Origin of the sequence: Pseudoalteromonas sp. 19-MNA-CIBAN-0066 (assembly GCF_040308705.1) — a bacterium.
Lineage (GTDB): Bacteria > Pseudomonadota > Gammaproteobacteria > Enterobacterales > Alteromonadaceae > Pseudoalteromonas > Pseudoalteromonas nigrifaciens.
Genome location: NZ_JBEONZ010000014.1, coordinates 1 through 17,304, shown reverse-complemented (window position 1 = coordinate 17,304; position 17,304 = coordinate 1). Strand labels below are relative to the sequence as shown.

At 39.8% G+C, this 17,304-nt stretch carries 12 protein-coding genes, 5 tRNA genes and 1 pseudogene; 14 read left to right on the top strand and 4 right to left on the bottom strand.

The features are described from left to right. The first annotated feature begins 17 nt into the window (after nucleotides 1-17). Complete coding sequence (gene purF, locus AAEZ18_RS09915; protein WP_089368566.1) at nucleotides 18-1,544, top strand: amidophosphoribosyltransferase; 1,527 nt, start codon at nucleotides 18-20, stop codon at nucleotides 1,542-1,544. Nucleotides 1,545-1,637: 93 nt separating this feature from the next. Here the strand turns inward: purF and AAEZ18_RS09910 are convergent, their stop codons facing one another. Further along, nucleotides 1,638-2,237: a Yip1 family protein gene (locus AAEZ18_RS09910; RefSeq protein WP_011328727.1), complete on the bottom strand. Its 600-nt coding sequence runs from the start codon at nucleotides 2,235-2,237 to the stop codon at nucleotides 1,638-1,640. 223 nt (nucleotides 2,238-2,460) lie between these two features. On the opposite strand from AAEZ18_RS09910, the gene miaE reads away from it, so the two are divergent. Next, nucleotides 2,461-3,237, top strand: coding sequence for a tRNA isopentenyl-2-thiomethyl-A-37 hydroxylase MiaE (gene miaE, locus AAEZ18_RS09905; RefSeq protein WP_350549806.1), 777 nt, complete (start codon nucleotides 2,461-2,463; stop codon nucleotides 3,235-3,237). An 8-nt stretch (nucleotides 3,238-3,245) separates the two neighbouring features. Here the strand turns inward: miaE and AAEZ18_RS09900 are convergent, their stop codons facing one another. Together AAEZ18_RS09900 and AAEZ18_RS09895 are read right to left on the bottom strand one after the other, a co-directional pair. Beyond that, nucleotides 3,246-3,986: a UDP-2,3-diacylglucosamine diphosphatase gene (locus tag AAEZ18_RS09900; RefSeq protein WP_011328725.1), complete on the bottom strand. Its 741-nt coding sequence runs from the start codon at nucleotides 3,984-3,986 to the stop codon at nucleotides 3,246-3,248. Between the two features lie 112 nt (nucleotides 3,987-4,098). After that, the gene (locus tag AAEZ18_RS09895; RefSeq protein ID WP_011328724.1) at nucleotides 4,099-4,590 is read right to left on the bottom strand and encodes a peptidylprolyl isomerase; all 492 of its coding nucleotides are present in this window, start codon (nucleotides 4,588-4,590) and stop codon (nucleotides 4,099-4,101) included. 155 nt (nucleotides 4,591-4,745) lie between these two features. On the opposite strand from AAEZ18_RS09895, the gene cysS reads away from it, so the two are divergent. Further along, on the top strand, nucleotides 4,746-6,125 hold the full coding sequence (cysS, locus tag AAEZ18_RS09890) for a cysteine--tRNA ligase (RefSeq protein ID WP_309216312.1): 1,380 nt from the start codon (nucleotides 4,746-4,748) through the stop codon (nucleotides 6,123-6,125). A gap of 88 nt (nucleotides 6,126-6,213) precedes the next feature. Here cysS and folD read toward each other — a convergent pair whose 3' ends face one another. Continuing rightward, nucleotides 6,214-7,068 carry a bifunctional methylenetetrahydrofolate dehydrogenase/methenyltetrahydrofolate cyclohydrolase FolD gene (folD, locus tag AAEZ18_RS09885; protein ID WP_011328722.1) on the bottom strand — a complete coding sequence of 285 codons (855 nt, stop codon included), beginning with the start codon at nucleotides 7,066-7,068 and terminating at the stop codon, nucleotides 6,214-6,216. A 345-nt stretch (nucleotides 7,069-7,413) separates the two neighbouring features. Between folD and AAEZ18_RS09880 the strand changes: the two genes are divergently transcribed. The 11 genes and pseudogenes from AAEZ18_RS09880 to AAEZ18_RS09830 all read left to right on the top strand — a co-directional run bounded on the left by AAEZ18_RS09880 (nucleotide 7,414) and on the right by AAEZ18_RS09830 (nucleotide 17,036). Continuing rightward, nucleotides 7,414-7,490: transfer RNA gene (locus tag AAEZ18_RS09880), tRNA-Pro, on the top strand. A 116-nt stretch (nucleotides 7,491-7,606) separates the two neighbouring features. Then, nucleotides 7,607-7,683: transfer RNA gene (locus tag AAEZ18_RS09875), tRNA-Arg, on the top strand. Nucleotides 7,684-7,706: 23 nt separating this feature from the next. Further along, nucleotides 7,707-7,782 (top strand) — tRNA-His (locus tag AAEZ18_RS09870). A 15-nt stretch (nucleotides 7,783-7,797) separates the two neighbouring features. Then, a tRNA-Pro gene (locus AAEZ18_RS09865) sits at nucleotides 7,798-7,874 on the top strand. A 64-nt stretch (nucleotides 7,875-7,938) separates the two neighbouring features. Next, nucleotides 7,939-8,015, top strand: a tRNA-Pro gene (locus AAEZ18_RS09860). A 456-nt stretch (nucleotides 8,016-8,471) separates the two neighbouring features. Then, nucleotides 8,472-9,776, top strand: coding sequence for a trigger factor (tig, locus tag AAEZ18_RS09855; RefSeq protein WP_011328721.1), 1,305 nt, complete (start codon nucleotides 8,472-8,474; stop codon nucleotides 9,774-9,776). 164 nt (nucleotides 9,777-9,940) lie between these two features. Further along, nucleotides 9,941-10,558, top strand: coding sequence for an ATP-dependent Clp endopeptidase proteolytic subunit ClpP (gene clpP / locus AAEZ18_RS09850; RefSeq protein WP_011328720.1), 618 nt, complete (start codon nucleotides 9,941-9,943; stop codon nucleotides 10,556-10,558). Between the two features lie 132 nt (nucleotides 10,559-10,690). Then, entirely contained in the window at nucleotides 10,691-11,974 is a 1,284-nt protein-coding gene (gene clpX, locus AAEZ18_RS09845) for an ATP-dependent protease ATP-binding subunit ClpX (protein ID WP_011328719.1), read from the top strand. A 149-nt stretch (nucleotides 11,975-12,123) separates the two neighbouring features. Then, nucleotides 12,124-14,484 carry an endopeptidase La gene (gene lon, locus AAEZ18_RS09840; RefSeq protein ID WP_350594099.1) on the top strand — a complete coding sequence of 787 codons (2,361 nt, stop codon included), beginning with the start codon at nucleotides 12,124-12,126 and terminating at the stop codon, nucleotides 14,482-14,484. Nucleotides 14,485-14,654: 170 nt separating this feature from the next. After that, nucleotides 14,655-14,963, top strand: a pseudogene (locus AAEZ18_RS09835) (HU family DNA-binding protein); the annotation flags it as partial. A gap of 171 nt (nucleotides 14,964-15,134) precedes the next feature. Next, nucleotides 15,135-17,036 (top strand): SurA N-terminal domain-containing protein, encoded by a 1,902-nt coding sequence (locus tag AAEZ18_RS09830; RefSeq protein WP_350594098.1) that lies wholly within the window; start codon nucleotides 15,135-15,137, stop codon nucleotides 17,034-17,036. The last annotated feature ends 268 nt before the right edge of the window (nucleotides 17,037-17,304 follow it).

Sequence of the window (17,304 nt, the reverse complement as noted above, 5' to 3'; positions counted from 1 at the left end):
CGGCGAGGATAAATTACATGTGTGGTATCGTTGGAATAGTCGGAACATCGCCAGTTAATCAGGCGATTTATGATGGCTTAACTGTTTTGCAGCATCGCGGCCAAGACGCCGCGGGTATTATTACCATTGACAACAATACGTTTAGCTTACGCAAAGCAAATGGTTTAGTGAGAGATGTATTTCACACTCGCCATATGAAACGATTGCAGGGAACAATTGGCATAGGCCATGTTCGTTACCCAACAGCAGGCTCGTCAAGCTCATCAGAAGCGCAGCCATTTTATGTAAACTCTCCTTTTGGTATTGCATTAGCACATAATGGCAACCTAACGAATGCAGAAGAGTTAAAAGAGCAATTGTTTTCAGAAGCACGACGCCATGTAAACACCACCTCTGACTCAGAAATATTGCTTAATATTCTTGCGCATGAGTTAAGTAAATCAAACAAGCTACAGCTTGGCGCAGAAGATATTTTTACCGCTATTACCGAAGTAAATAACAAAGTGAATGGCGGCTATGCTGCTATCGCGATGATTATTGGCCACGGTGTGGTGGCGTTTCGTGACCCTAATGGTATTCGTCCATTGGTATTTGGTAAACGCGAAAGCGCAAAAGGCACCGAATACATGTTTGCTTCAGAAAGTGTTGCACTAAAACAAGATGGTTTTGAATTTATTCGTGATGTAGCACCAGGTGAAGCCATTTATGTAACCGAAAACGGTGAATTTCACTCGTTAAGCTGTGCAGATAAAGTATCTTATTCACCATGTATTTTTGAGTTTGTTTATTTTGCTCGCCCCGATTCAACCATTGACCGTATGTCTGTTTATGCAGCACGGGTAAATATGGGAACTAAATTGGGTGAAAAAATAGCACGTGAGTGGGCTGATAAAGACATTGATGTGGTTATTCCTATTCCTGAAACATCGTGTGATATTGCGCTCGAAATAGCCCGTGTTCTTGATTTACCTTACCGCCAAGGTTTTGTTAAAAACCGTTACATTGGTCGCACATTTATTATGCCCGGCCAAGAGTTACGTAAAAAATCAGTGCGTCAAAAGTTAAATGCCATAGATCGTGAGTTTAAAGGTAAAAACGTATTACTGGTTGATGACTCAATTGTGCGTGGTACTACCTCAGCGCAAATAGTTGAAATGGCTAGAGAGTCGGGTGCTAAAAACGTTTATTTTGCATCAGCTGCTCCTGAAATACGTTTTCCTAATGTGTACGGTATTGATATGCCATCTGCAGCCGAGCTGATTGCTCATGGCCGTGAAGTGGAAGATATTAATGCAAGTATTGGTTCTGACGGTTTGATTTTTCAGTCATTAAAAGATTTGATTGCAGCGGTTGGCAAAGAAAACCCTGAAATCACTAAATTTGAAACATCAGTATTCGATGGCCAATATATAACTGGCGACATTGATCAAGATTACTTAAATCGTATTGATAAAATGCGTAATGACTCTGCAAAAAGTACTCGCGAAAATGCGATGTCTGCAGGGTTAGAGATTCATAATCAAGATGAAAACGAATCAGACTAATCGTTAAAAATATTTAAATAAAAAAGGAGCTAATTAGCTCCTTTTTTTTGTGCAAAAAAGCACAAATACTTTTACTCCAACGCGGTGCAGTGCTTATGTAAACATGGGGCTCACTATTCCATTAGTCCATAGCATAGCGGTAACCGCTAAAATAATAACCAGTAAAATTAAGCCACAAGTTACTACAGAGCTTGCGTAAATAAAGCCTCGTTCTTCTGGTATATGCATTAATATTGGCACACCGGTATAAAGTAAATAAACCGAGTAAGCCAAAGCAACCATGCCTACGCACACCACAAACCATAAGTGCGGTAAAAAAGCAGCTAGTGCCGACATAAACACCGGGGTTGCAGTATAAGCTGCTAGTTCGAGAGCTTGAGTGAAAGTGGGCTGAGCACCAAAGGTTACTCCCATCCAGTGGGCTAAATAAGCCAAAGCAAATATACCCGCAATTAGCGCCACATACATTGCAATTGCAATAAGTAGTGCACTGTCATGGGTTAAAAATACGGGGTTTCCTGTACCTATGCTCCATCCTAAATATACCGATGAATAGTACCCCATAACCGAGGGAAACAGCGCTATCAACACAATATGCGAGAGGCTATAAGTTAGGCTTTCATGGCGGTTATCAATTGTTTGCCATTCTTCAAGTGGGTGAGCGTAAAGCCCCCATAGGTGGTTTAGTATCATAGTGTTTACTCCATAAAAGTAACTTATTAGTTTTTTACTGTTTTATTTTTATACAGTCACTATACAGTTATGGTTCACTTGCAATACAAAGTCAAGGTAACATTGTATTAACATTTTGAAGTTGTAAATGATACCCATGTAAAAGTAGGCCGTGGTGATCTTTTAAAAAGGTTTCATGGTAAAATCGTTATTAAGTTTAAAGTTATACTGAGATATGCAAAAAGTGTCTACGCAACAATTATTAGCGCCAATTTTAAGTTTTTTAAAATGCGAAACCCCACAGCAGTGGGTTGATGAAGCGATAAAAAAAGAAAATTTATCGATTATATTAATCGACCATTTGATATGTGAATTAAAAGCAGCGCAATCAGCGATGTTTTTAATTCGTAAGTATGCGGTGGATAAAGAAAGTAGCGACGCTCTGCTTGAGTGGCTAAAACCGTTTGAAACATTAATTTATAAACGTGAAGGCAATTGGCGTGACTTAGCGGCTAAAAACAAGCTTACCAAGGCTATTATTCCTAAATCTAACTCGCCGTATGGGCAAGAGTTAATCGATAAAATGGTGATGCTAATAAAAGAAGAGTTGCATCATTTTTATCAAGTATTAGAAATTATGGACGAGTACGGTGTTGAATATAGAAGTATTACCCCATGTCGTTATGCTAAAGGTATGCTGCGTAATGTAAAAACCTTTGAGCCAGATGCTCTGGTCGATAAGCTTATAGTGGGTGCTTACATTGAGGCGCGATCGTGTGAGCGTTTTGCTAAGCTTGCTCCGCATGTAGATAAACGTTTAGGTGACTTTTATATATCGCTATTGCGCTCAGAAGCGCGACATTATCAAGATTATTTAACGCTGGCGCAAGAAATTGCCGACTTTGATATTACCGAGCGAGTGCAGTTTTTTGCAGAAAAAGAACGTGAGCTCATTGCAACGCCCGATACCGACTTTAAATTTCATAGCGGTATTCCTGCATTAAAAAACTACCTTTTGTAGCACTCATTTTACGCCTTAAAAGGAGTGCTAATTAACTTTTGAGCCTGTGGTGTAACCACTAAATATGAGCCTTGGGTGTACCAGTCACCTAAAACCGTACGCGTTAAAGTTTCTTGGTTTACTGTGTAAGTATGCACATTAGGGCGATGAGTATGACCGTGGATCATATTAGTGACCTGGTGCTTAGCAAAAGTAGCGAGTACGGCGTCATCAATCACATCGAGTATTTCAAGGGGTTTATTGGCTTGGCTAAGTTTACTTTTTTCACGTGCATTACGGGCTATTTTTTTACGATACCATAGTGGCATAGCCAACATTAGTTTTGGCCACCACCATCCACGGCTTTTACGACGAAACTTTTGGTACTCTATATCTTGAGTACACATTTCATCGCCATGTAAAATAACCGTTGGTGTACCGTATAAATCTATTACGGTTTGCTCATCAAGTAAGGTCATGCCTGCCATTGCGGCATACTTGTCGCGCATAATAAAGTCGCGATTACCATGAATAAAATAAACCGGTGTACCGCCATCACTGACTGCTTTTAAATGTTTTGCTACATTAGCGCTCAGCGTTGTAATGTAATCGTCGCCAACCCATACTTCAAAAAAATCACCTAAAATGTACAGTGCATCTACATCTTGATTAAGTATGTGCGTATTTAAAAAGCTAAAAAATGCCGCGCTAATATCAGGGCGGTTTTCACTTAGGTGTAAGTCGGCAATAAAATAAGTTTTGCGAGTCATAGATGAGTCTTTTTAGATAAAATAAAAGCGGGCTTATATAAATTAAGTAAATATTTAAACTTAATTTATATTAATACCCGCTTATATACTCACATAATGTGAGTAAACGCTATTAGTTAACAGTAACGCTTTCGATAATTACATCTTCAAGTGGTACGTCTTGATGAAAGCCGTTGCTACCAGTTGCTACGCCTTTAATTTTATTAACTATGTCCATGCCTTCAACAACTTCAGCAAATACACAGTAACCCCAGCCTTGCGACGTTTCGCTGCTGTGGTTTAAAAAATCGTTGTCGTTAACGTTAATGAAAAATTGCGCTGTAGCTGAATGAGGATCAGGCGTACGTGCCATTGCTAAAGTACCTACTTTATTTGATAGGCCATTGTTAGCTTCATTTTTAATTGGATCATTTACTTCTTTTTGATCCATACCAGGGATAAAACCACCGCCTTGAACCATAAAACCATCGATTACACGATGAAAGATAGTGCCGTTGAAAAAGCCAGCATTTGCATACTCTAAAAAGTTTTTAACTGTGTTTGGAGCTTCTTGATCAAACATTTTAATGGTGATGTCACCAAAATTAGTGTGTAGAACAACCATGAGGTTTCCTGTATCTGGTTTAAATAGTCGCGCTATTTTATCTCAGTTAGCTAAGATTAACAAAGTAGATGTTTGCTTTGTTATAAAGCGCTAGAGCAGGGGCTTTTCAAGTGGTAACATAGCTGTTCAAGTTAATAGTCAAGGACTCAAAGTAAATGGTTAATATATACAACACACTAACGCGACAAAAAGAGCAATTTAAACCAATGGTCGAAGGCAAAATCGACATGTATGTGTGTGGTATCACCATTTATGATTACTGTCATATTGGGCATGCGCGTACCTTTGTTGGCTTCGATGTGATTGTTCGCTACCTTCGCCACATTGGTTATGATTTAAAATATGTGCGTAATATTACCGATGTTGATGACAAAATAATTAAACGCGCTAACGAAAATGGCGAGTCAATAAACGACTTAACTGTGCGCATGACGAAAGCCATGCATGAAGATTTTGATAGTTTAAACATGTTACGCCCCGATGTTGAACCAACAGTAACTGCGCACATGGATGAAATTATTGAAATGGTTGAGCGCTTAATTACCAAAGGCCATGCTTATGTTGCTGCCGATGGTGATGTATTGTTTGATGTTTCTACCTTTGAGCAGTACGGCGCATTATCGCAGCAAGATTTAACCATGCTGCAATCAGGATCGCGTGTTGAGGTTGCTCAGGATAAAGACGATCCGCTTGATTTTGTATTGTGGAAAAAAGCCAAAGCGGGTGAGCCATCATGGTCATCTCCATGGGGCGAAGGGCGTCCAGGTTGGCATATTGAATGTTCTGCTATGAGCTCAAAGCATTTGGGTGAGCATTTTGATATTCATGGTGGGGGTTCTGACTTACAGTTTCCGCATCACGAAAACGAAATTGCACAATCGTGCTGTGCAAATAATGGCAAGTATGTAAATACTTGGATCCACACGGGTATGGTGCAAGTAAATAAAGAAAAAATGTCTAAATCGTTAGATAACTTTTTTACTGTGCGTGAAGTGTTAAAACAGTACGATGCAGAATCAGTACGTTACTTTTTAATCTCGGGCCATTACCGCAGCCAGCTAAATTATTCGCAAGAAAATTTAGATCAAGCTCGCTCATCACTTGAACGTATTTATACAGCACTTCGTGGGGTTAAACCAGTAGCGTGTGAGCTTGATGACAACGAGTATGTTATTAAGTTTAGAAAGGCGATGGATGATGACTTTAATACACCAGAAGCATTACCTGTGTTGTTTGAGCTAGCTAAAGAGCTAAACCGCGTAAAAGATATTGATAGCCAGCAAGCAGGGCAGTTAGCATTTATACTAGGTAGCATAAGCGAAGTGCTAGGTGTTGCTCAGCAGGACCCAGAAGCCTTTTTACAAGGTGGGCAAGACGATGATGAAGTAGCACAAATTGAAGCGCTAATAGTTAAGCGTAACGATGCGCGTGCTAGTAAAAACTGGGCTGCTGCTGATGAAGCGCGCGATGCACTTAGTGCGTTAGGCGTAATACTAGAAGATTCAGCCGGTAAAACCACTTGGCGTAAAGCGTAATTGGTTTATTTCAAAAATAATAACTAACTTTATTAGTTGCATTAAAAAGGGTTGCCAAGTGGCAACCCTTTTTTGATTCTGTTAGCGCTTAGCTATGATATTTTTCACACGCTTCGAGGGTGTTTTCAATCAAGCTTGCCACTGTCATAGGGCCTACACCACCAGGTACAGGGGTAATAAAGTCAGCTTTTTGCTCAGCAACACTATATTCAACATCACCCACTAACTTACCGCTATCTAAGCGGTTAATACCTACATCAATAACAATCGCACCTTCTTTAACCCAGTCACCAGGAATAAATTCAGGTTTACCAACTGCAACCACTAATAAATCGGCCCGACGAACATGGGTTTCTAAGTCTTGTGTAAATTTATGACAAACAGTGGTAGTGCAACCAGCTAACAATAGCTCTAGTGCCATAGGACGCCCTACAATATTGGATGCACCTACAACCACAGCATGCAATCCTTTATAACGCACACCCGTTGAGTCAAGTAAGGTAATAATACCTTTTGGTGTACAAGGACGAAGGGCTGGCATACGTTGGGCTAGTCGGCCTATATTGTAAGGATGAAAACCATCTACATCTTTATGCGGAGTAATACGTTCAAGAATCTTTTCTACATCAAGACCTTCAGGTAAAGGGAGTTGTACTAAAATACCGTCAATTTCTTGATCGTTGTTTAATTCATCAATTAACTCTAATAGTGTTTGCTCAGTGGTATTTGCTGGTAAATCAAAAGATTTAGAGATAAAACCAACTTCTTCACAGGCTTTACGTTTTGAGCCAACATAAACCTGACTCGCAGGGTCGAGTCCTACAAGCACTACTGCAAGACCGGGCGCACGAAGGTTTTGTGCTACTCGCTCTGAAACGCGTTGTGCAACTGCGCTACGTACTTGTTTTGCTATTGCTTTACCATCAATGATGTTTGCCGTCATGGGTGACCTTTAATTAGGGTTAATTAACTTGATACAGATACTTAAAATGGATATACAAAAAATAGGGGTAATGTAATAAAGAAATACTTACTTTATTAAATCCATTTTTAATATGTTTACTATTTTCGCAGAAAAGCACTAAAGCGCCAAGTTGCTTTTAGCTAATAGCGTATTTGATTATACAAAATAGTCTAAATTTCAGCCGGCTATTAGGTTATTCTGGCTATTATGAACTAAAAGTGAGCAATTGAATTGTTTTCTTAAAAAAACGTTTGACCTAACCCAGCCAAATCACTATTATGCACCCCGTTGTCAACGAGGTCACTCGCTAACAATTATAAGCATCGGCGATTAGCGCAGTTTGGTAGCGCACTTGGTTTGGGTCCAAGGGGTCGCAGGTTCAAATCCTGCATCGCCGACCACTTTCTTAAGTAATTAAGCTAAGTGGATATTATTTGGGTATTAATGCAATAGTACATTTGCACAAAGCCATTGTACTTACGTAATTAGCTTATTGGTAAACTATGAAGTTTTCGATGCGCCCATAGCTCAGCTGGATAGAGCAACGCCCTTCTAAGGCGTGGGTCGAAGGTTCGAATCCTTCTGGGTGCACCATTTGAAAACAAGTAAATACCGTGGTGATTGTAGCTCAGTTGGTAGAGCCCCGGATTGTGATTCCGGTTGTCGTGGGTTCGAGCCCCATCAGTCACCCCAATTTACAAAGAGTATCGGCGATTAGCGCAGTTTGGTAGCGCACTTGGTTTGGGTCCAAGGGGTCGCAGGTTCAAATCCTGCATCGCCGACCATTTTCTTATAAATGGTCTTAAATACAAAGTTTAAGTATTCAAAAGTTAAGTATAAAAAATATATCGGCGATTAGCGCAGTTTGGTAGCGCACTTGGTTTGGGTCCAAGGGGTCGCAGGTTCAAATCCTGCATCGCCGACCATTTTCTTTATTAACAATAATAAATGAAAATGGTTTTGATATTACACGCACTACTCACTTCAAAATCAGTATTATCGAGCACTTTGTTAAAGCAGAGATTGTTAATATTCGAAAATAAATAATAAAAACTCACTAATAAACTATTTTAGAACTTATAAACTATAACTTTATACTTTTGATTAGCTGCTAAATTAGCCTGTTTTTTATTCGCTTGATTACTAATAACACAATTGTGCTTCAAAAAATTGTTTCCTACACTCGACTATCATCAATATTACGTTATAATGCCGCGTCTATTATTTTAATATAGTGCCCGCAGGGCAGAGCAGCAATGGTATCTGGTGGTAGCGACGAATGTTTTTAAGCCACAAAGGTTTAAATTTTATCAAGACTCCTAAAGATGACTTTGTGTGTAAAGAAGGCGAACAGTCGCCAAAATTGAAGATTGAGGTAAATCATGCAAGTTTCTGTTGAGACGACCCAAGGCCTTGAGCGCCGTCTGACCATCACCGTTCCTGCAGAGAACGTTGAGAATGAAGTAAAAAAACGCTTACAACAACTGTCAAAAACGCAGCGTATTGATGGCTTCCGTGCTGGTAAAGTTCCAGCATCAGTAATTAACAAGCGTTTTGGACCAGCAGTTCGTCAAGAAGTTGCTGGCGAAGTAATGCAACGTAATTTCTATGAAGCAATTGTTTCAGAAAAAATTAACCCAGCTGGCGCACCAACATTTGCTCCAAAAGCACTTGAAGCTGGTAAAGATTTAGAGTTTTCGGCTACGTTTGAAGTTTACCCTGAAGTTGAAGTTCAAGGTTTAGACAAAATTACAGTTGAAAAACCAGCCGTAACAGTAACTGACGAAGATTTAGCTAACATGCTAGAAACACTTCGTAAGCAACACGCAGACTGGGCTGAAGTTGATACAGCTGCTGGCGAAAACGACCGTGTAACGGTTGATTTTGTAGGTACTATCGACGGTGAAGTATTTGAAGGCGGCAAAGCTGAAGACTTCCCATTAGAACTTGGCCAAGGTCGTATGATCCCAGGTTTTGAAGATAATATCGTAGGTAAAAAAGCAGGCGAAGAAGCAATTGCTGACGTAACTTTCCCTGATGATTACCATGCTGAAAACTTAAAAGGTAAAGCGGCTCAATTCACTATCACAGTGAAAAAAGTTGAAGCGCAAGAGTTACCTGAATTAAGCGAAGAATTTGCAACTAAATTCGGTGTTACCGAAGGTGGTGTTGACGCGCTTAAAGTTGAAGTTAAAAAGAACATGACACGTGAGCTAGACCAAGCGGTTAAAGCTAACGTTAAAGATCAAGCTATTAAAGGTCTTTTAGCGAACAACGAAATTGAAGTGCCTAAAGCACTAGTTGATCAAGAAGTTGACGCATTACGTCAGCAAGCTGCTCAACGTTTTGGTGGCGATGCGCAAAACATGCCTGAGCTTCCTGCTGAATTGTTCCATGAGCAAGCAGTAACACGTGTTAAAACTGGCCTTTTATTAGGTGAAGTGATTAAAGCTAACGAGATTAAAGTTGACGACGCTAAAGTTGAAGCATTAATCGCAACGGTAGCTTCTGCATACGAAGATCCAACTGAAGTAGTAGAATACTACAAAGCGAATGATCAACTTATGCAGCAAATGCGTAATGTAGCAATGGAAGAGCAAGCTGTTGAGGCTATCTTAGCTAAAGCAACTGTGACTGACGTTGAAACAGCATTTGACGACATCATGAATCCACAGCAAGGTGCTTAATAAGTCATTGACTTAAGTGCTCGCTAACGATTAAATGGCTCGTGTTACTCTGTTTATGCAGTGTGCTCGGGCCATTTTAGTTTGTGGTTCTTAATTTGCGAAAAATGATAACTATGCTTTTCTTTAATAAGGACAAGTATAAGCGCATAAGGAATTAAATAAGTATGAATATTGGTATTACAGATCCCCTAAACGCATTGGTCCCTATGGTTGTTGAACAAACACCTAAAGGCGAGCGCTCGTATGACATTTATTCGAGATTATTAAAAGAGCGTATTATCTTTTTAACGGGTCCTGTTGAAGACAACATGGCAAACCTGATTTTAGCGCAAATGTTGTTCTTAGAATCAGAAAACCCAGATAAAGATATCTTTTTATATATAAACTCACCAGGTGGTTCGGTTACTGCGGGTATGGCAATTTACGACACAATGAACTTCATTAAACCAGATGTAAGTACAATTTGTGTAGGTCAAGCTGCTAGCATGGGTGCTTTTTTACTTACCGCTGGGGCAAAGGGCAAACGTTTTTGTCTACCGAACTCGCGCGTAATGATCCACCAACCATTAGGTGGTTTCCAAGGTCAAGCATCTGACTTTGAAATACATGCCAAAGAAATCCTGTCTATTAAAGACAAGCTAAACCGCTTAATGGCTGAGCATACAGGCCAACCATTAGACGTGATTTCTAAAGACACTGATCGTGATAACTTTATGAGTGCTGATCAAGCTGTAGATTACGGCATTGTAGACTCAGTATTTAAAAATCGCGCTAGCAAGTAAGCGTTTGGCAAACAGCTAGGCTGTTTGCCACTTTGAGTTACTATGCGAAAAAATTAAATTTTGGTATAGTTAAAACGTATTGAAATAGCCATCGATCAATTTGGTGGCCAACGTATAAAATGAGGTAGCTGAATGTCTGACACTCCTACAGACGGCGACAAAAGTAGTAAATTGTTATACTGTTCTTTTTGCGGCAAAAGCCAACATGAAGTACGCAAATTAATTGCAGGCCCTTCAGTATATGTTTGTGATGAATGTGTAGAGTTGTGTAACGATATTATCAGAGAAGAAATAAAAGACATTGCGCCTAAGCACGATGCCTCTGACAAACTACCTGTACCAAAAGAAATTCGTAAACACTTAGACGACTATGTTATTGGCCAAGACCATGCTAAAAAAGTATTGTCTGTAGCGGTATACAACCATTACAAACGCCTACGTAATCAGTCGACTAAGCAAGATATTGAACTAAGTAAAAGTAATATCTTATTAATTGGTCCTACAGGTAGTGGTAAAACATTACTAGCAGAAACGTTAGCACGCTTATTAGATGTGCCGTTTACTATGGCCGATGCAACCACATTAACCGAAGCGGGTTATGTGGGTGAAGATGTTGAAAACATCATTCAAAAGCTGTTACAAAAATGCGATTACGATGTAGAAAAAGCACAACGTGGTATTGTTTACATAGATGAAATTGATAAAATTTCTCGTAAATCAGACAACCCGTCAATTACGCGTGATGTATCAGGCGAAGGCGTGCAACAAGCACTACTTAAACTGATAGAAGGCACCATAGCTTCGGTTCCACCACAAGGTGGCCGTAAGCACCCACAGCAAGAGTTTTTACAAGTAGATACGTCTAAAATCTTGTTTATTTGTGGTGGCGCATTCTCAGGTCTTGATAAAGTGATTGAGCAACGTAGCCATAAAAATACCGGTATTGGTTTTGGTGTTGATGTTAAAGAGTCTGCAGCGAGCCGTTCTTTAAGTGATACATTTAAAGACGTAGAGCCAGAGGATTTAGTTAAGTACGGCTTGATCCCTGAGTTTATCGGCCGTTTACCGGTAGTTGCTACATTAACTGAACTTGATGAAGCTGCACTAATACAAATTTTAAGTGAGCCTAAAAACGCCATTACTAAACAGTTTTCAGTATTGTTTGGTATGGAAGATGTTGAGCTTGAGTTTCGCGATGATGCCTTAGCTGCAATTGCCCACAAAGCAATGGAGCGTAAAACAGGTGCTCGTGGTTTGCGTTCAATCGTTGAAGGTGTATTACTTGATACTATGTATGAGCTACCTTCTATGGATAATGTAAGCAAAGTGGTTATAGATGAAACCGTAATTAAAGGTGAATCAGACCCAATTTTGATTTATGAAAATAATAATCAAGATAAAGCAGCATCTGAGTAGTTTTTAAGCTATTTGATTTAAAAAGGAGCCTAAGGCTCCTTTTTTTATAATTAATTTAATTGAGTACGGGAAAATCGTTGAACTTTAATTAGGTTATCCCCATATACTTGAGTAATCTTTAAAATAAATGAAGTGCAAAGAGAAATATAATGACGCTTGAGAGAACCGATCGAGTCGAAATCCCAGTATTAGCACTGCGCGATGTAGTGGTATACCCGCACATGGTGATCCCGCTTTTTGTAGGCCGTGAAAAATCAATAAAATGCCTTGAAGCGGCAATGGATAAAGACAAACAAATTTTCTTGGTTGCCCAAAAAGATGCAACCGTAGATGAGCCTGAGCAAGATGATATTTATCGTGTTGGTACTATTGCCACTGTACTTCAGTTATTAAAGTTACCAGACGGTACAGTAAAAGTTTTAGTAGAAGGTACGCAGCGCGCAAAAATTGAAGAATTTATTGATAGCGAAGAATTTTTTGTAGCTAATGCGCAGTTTATTGAATCAGAATCAATAGATGAGCATGAGCAAGATGTGTTTATTCGCAGCGCAATTAGCCAATTTGAAGGCTATGTAAAACTCAATAAAAAAATCCCACCAGAAGTACTTACTTCGGTTTCGGGGATTGACGATCCGGCGCGCCTTGCCGATACCATGGCAGCTCATATGCCATTAAAAGTGCCTGAAAAACAAAAAGTATTAGAAACCTCAAGTGTTACCGAACGCTTAGAATACTTAATGGCGCTAATGGAAGGCGAAATAGATTTACTGCAAGTTGAGAAAAAAATACGTAGCCGCGTTAAAAAGCAGATGGAAAAATCACAGCGCGAGTATTACCTCAATGAGCAAATGAAAGCTATTCAAAAAGAGCTCGGTGAACTTGATGATGTGCCAGACGAGTTTGAAGCGCTGAAAAAGCGTATTGAAGAGTCGGGCATGCCAACCGAAGCAAAAGAAAAAGCGACGGCTGAGTTAAGTAAGCTAAAAATGATGTCGCCAATGTCGGCAGAAGCCAGTGTAGTGCGCTCATACATAGATACACTAATTAGTGTACCGTGGAAAAAACGCTCAAAAGTTAAAAAAGATTTAGCTGGCGCGCAAAAAATACTTGATAGCGACCATTACGGCTTAGAAAAAGTTAAAGAACGTATTTTAGAGTACCTAGCGGTGCAACAACGTACTAACAAGCTTAAAGGGCCTATTTTGTGTCTAGTAGGGCCGCCTGGTGTGGGTAAAACCTCTTTAGGTCAATCTATTGCACGCTCTACCGGCCGTAGGTATATTCGTATGGCGCTTGGCGGTGTACGTGATGAAGCTGAAATTCGTGGCCATCGTCGTACTTACATTGGCTCAATGCCAGGTAAAATGATTCAAAATATGACAAAAGTGGGCGTTAAAAACCCATTGTTTTTACTTGATGAAATCGACAAAATGTCATCAGACATGCGTGGTGATCCCGCATCTGCATTACTTGAGGTGTTAGATCCTGAGCAAAATAGTCATTTTTCCGATCACTACCTAGAAGTTGACTACGATTTGTCGGATGTGATGTTTGTTGCTACATCAAACAGCTTTAACATTCCAGGGCCGTTACTAGATCGAATGGAAGTTATTCGTTTGTCGGGTTACACCGAAGATGAAAAACTAAATATTGCTAAACAGCACTTAATTACCAAGCAAGTTAAGCGTAATGGCTTAAAAGAGCATGAAATTGAGATAGCCGATAGTGCCATTACCGGTATTATTCGTTATTACACGCGTGAAGCGGGTGTACGTAATTTAGAGCGCGAAATATCTAAACTATGTCGTAAAGCGGTTAAAAATATTTTAATCGAAAAAGACACCACAACAGTCACTATCGATGAGCACAACCTAGAGGACTTTTTAGGGGTGCAGCGCTTTGATTACGGTAAAGCAGAAGACGGCGACCGTATTGGCCAAGTTACCGGCCTTGCATGGACTGAAGTGGGCGGCGACTTGCTAACTATTGAATGCGCTGCAGTACCAGGTAAAGGTAAGCTTAGCTATACCGGCTCATTAGGTGATGTAATGCAAGAGTCGATACAAGCAGCCATGACAGTAGTACGAAACCGAGCGGAAGAGTTTCGTATTAACAGTGATTTTTATGAAAAGCGCGATATTCATGTACACGTACCTGAAGGCGCAACGCCTAAAGATGGTCCAAGTGCAGGTGCTGCTATGGTAACTGGTTTAGTGTCGAGCTTAACGGGTAATCCGGTACGTGCCGATGTTGCCATGACAGGCGAAATTACATTGCGTGGTGAAGTACTACCAATTGGTGGCTTAAAAGAGAAATTATTAGCAGCGCATCGCGGCGGTATTAAAACGGTTATTATTCCAAAAATTAACGAACGTGACCTAAAAGAGATCCCAGACAACGTATTGGCTGGCCTCGATATTCACCCAGTTACATGGATTGATGAAGTATTAAAACTTGCTTTAGTGCACCCAGTTGATAGTTTTTCAGTCGAAACGCCGAAAAACCGATAAAAAACGCTAAAAAAGTGCTTTTAGGGGCTTTTCAAATCTAAACGGTATGATAAGTTAAGCACTGGTTTTCAAGCCTAGCCCTTATGGTTACTAGGCTTAAGAAAAATATAATCGTATGAGCATAATAGTTTGCTCTAAATTTTCAAAACAGTGATGTTAGTAAAAAACAATCGCTCTTGATAACAACAATTAAAGAGGATGATATTGTGAATAAATCTCAATTAATCGATCAAATCGCAGCTGATGCTGACATTTCTAAAGCGGCTGCAGGTCGTGCACTAGATTCATTTATCGAATCAGTTACTGGCGCACTTAAAGAAGGCGACTCAGTTGCACTTGTTGGTTTTGGTACTTTTTCAGTTCGTGACCGTGCTGCACGTTCAGGCCGTAACCCACAAACTGGCGAAACAATTCAAATTGCTGCTGCAACTATCCCTGCATTTAAAGCAGGTAAAGCACTAAAAGACGCAGTAAACTAATCACTGTTTTAAACACATTAGTTGTGGCGAGTGTAAAAATACTTAATGACCACAGAAGATGAATTAAGTAACTTTACCGCCAGTTACTTCAAGTGAAAAAGCGTATCTGGTAAGATACGCTTTTTTTACATATGACAAGGTAAAAACCTTGCTCAGAAAAGAGATAAACAAATGCTTGAGAAAATCAGAGAAGGTTCGCAAGGACCTATAGCCAAAGTAATTTTAGGCGCCGTGATTTTATCTTTTGCTTTAGCAGGAATTGGTAGTTACCTAGGTCAAACCACAGAACAACCTGTTGCTGAAGTAAATGGTATTAAAATTAGTCAAACCGAATTTAATCGTGCGTTTCAAAATGAACGAGGCCGATTAGAGCAACAGTTTGGTGAATACTTTACCCAAATTGCAGCCGATCCAAATTACATGGCGCAAATACGCCAAGGTGTAATTGACCGTTTAGTACAACAAGAACTGCAAACTCAACTAGCGGCAGAGTTAGGCCTTCGTGTAAGCGATGAAAGTGTAAGACAAACCATTTTAGAATTACCTTATTTTAAAATTGGTGAAAGCTTTAACAACGACCGTTACTTGCAAGTTATTCGTCAAATGAACTTTCAACCAGACTCATTTCGCGAGTACTTACGTAAAGACATGACACGCAGCCAGCTTGTATCTGCTGTTGCGGGAAGTGATTTTGCGCTAAAAAATGAACTTGAGAGTGCCATTGCTCTACAACAACAAACGCGCAGCATTGACTACCTAGTAGTTAATAAAGAAGCAATGCAAGACAGTGTTGTAGTGAGTGAGCAAGAAATAGCTGATTACTATGAATTAAATAGCGGCCAGTTTTTATCTCCTGAGCGTTTATCGGTTAATTACATAGAGCTAAAAGCGCAAGACATTACAGCTGCTTCAGTAACTGAAGATGACGTAAAAGCCTATTACGAACAAAGTAAAGCGCAATACGTTGAGCCTGAAAAGCGTCGTGTTTCGCATATTTTAATTGATAACAGTGAAGACGATGATGCAGCTAAAGCAAAAGCAGAGTCTTTATTAGCGCAATTAAATCAAGGTGCTGATTTTGCCGAGCTAGCAGAATCATCGTCTGATGATATTGTAAGTGGCGAAATGGGTGGCGATTTAGAGTGGATAGAACGTGATGTAATGGATCCTGTTTTTGAAGACGCAGCATTTGCGCTCGAAAATAAAGGTGACTACTCAGACGTTATAGCATCAGAATTTGGTTACCACATTATTAAACTAACCGACCTACAGGCACAGCAAGTAAAAGCCTACGATGATGTAAAAGCAGATTTACGTGCAGAACTAGAAAAAGCTGAAAAAGTAGATGCATTTTACGAAAAGCAAACAGAAATGGCCGCGCTTGCGTTTGAAATTTCAGACCGCTTAGTTGATGCAGCAGAAGCCGCGGGTGTAGAGATTAAGTCTACTCCACTTGTAGCGCTAAATGAGCTACCAGAGCCGTTAAACAGCCCTGCAGTTATTACAGCATTAACATCAGTTGATTTACTTGAAGATAAAGTAAACTCAGAGCTGATTGAGTTAGGTAATGAGCATGTTATTGTGGTGCGTGTTAATGAACATGAGCCAGCTGCCACTAAAGCACTAAGCGATGTAAGCGAGCAAATTAAAGCCAGCTTAGTTAACGAGAAAACATCAGCGCTTGCTAAAGAAAAAGCCCGTACACTCTTTGCAGAAGTACAAGCAGGCAAGAGCTTAAATGACGTTGCCGCTGAGCAAAACCTAACAGTTCGCCAAGAAGCGCAGTTAACGCGTCAGAGCTATACTGTTTCGCCAGCTATTGTGACGCAAACATTTAAAATGGCTCACCCAACTGATTCAGCAATCGTTGAGCTAGTTAATTTAAATAATGGTGATGCTGCGATTGTTGCGCTTAAATCGGTAACGAACGCTGAAGTTGCAGATGATATTGACCCACAAATTCAGCAAAACATTACCATGGCACAAGCAAACAAAAACTACATGGTGTTTATTGAGTCATTAAAAGCTCAAGCGAAAATTAACTTACCAAATGTAGCGCAAGCCGCAGAGTAAAATTCGTAATAAAATAATTAAAAGGCGCTTTTTAAAGCGCCTTTTTTGTTTGTAAAAAAGCAGCTATTAGGAAAAGTAGTTATGAGTAAGAGCAGTTATTACTAAAAGAAGGTGCCAGATATCAGTAAGTGATTAACCGAATTTGGTATTTAGGTTTGCAGTTGAAATATTTTTAATGCAGACACCCACCTTAATATTTGTAATATCAGTGTAATTAACTATGCTCTTTTTAGTGCAATAATTAAGCAGGGTGTCACATGGCTATCGC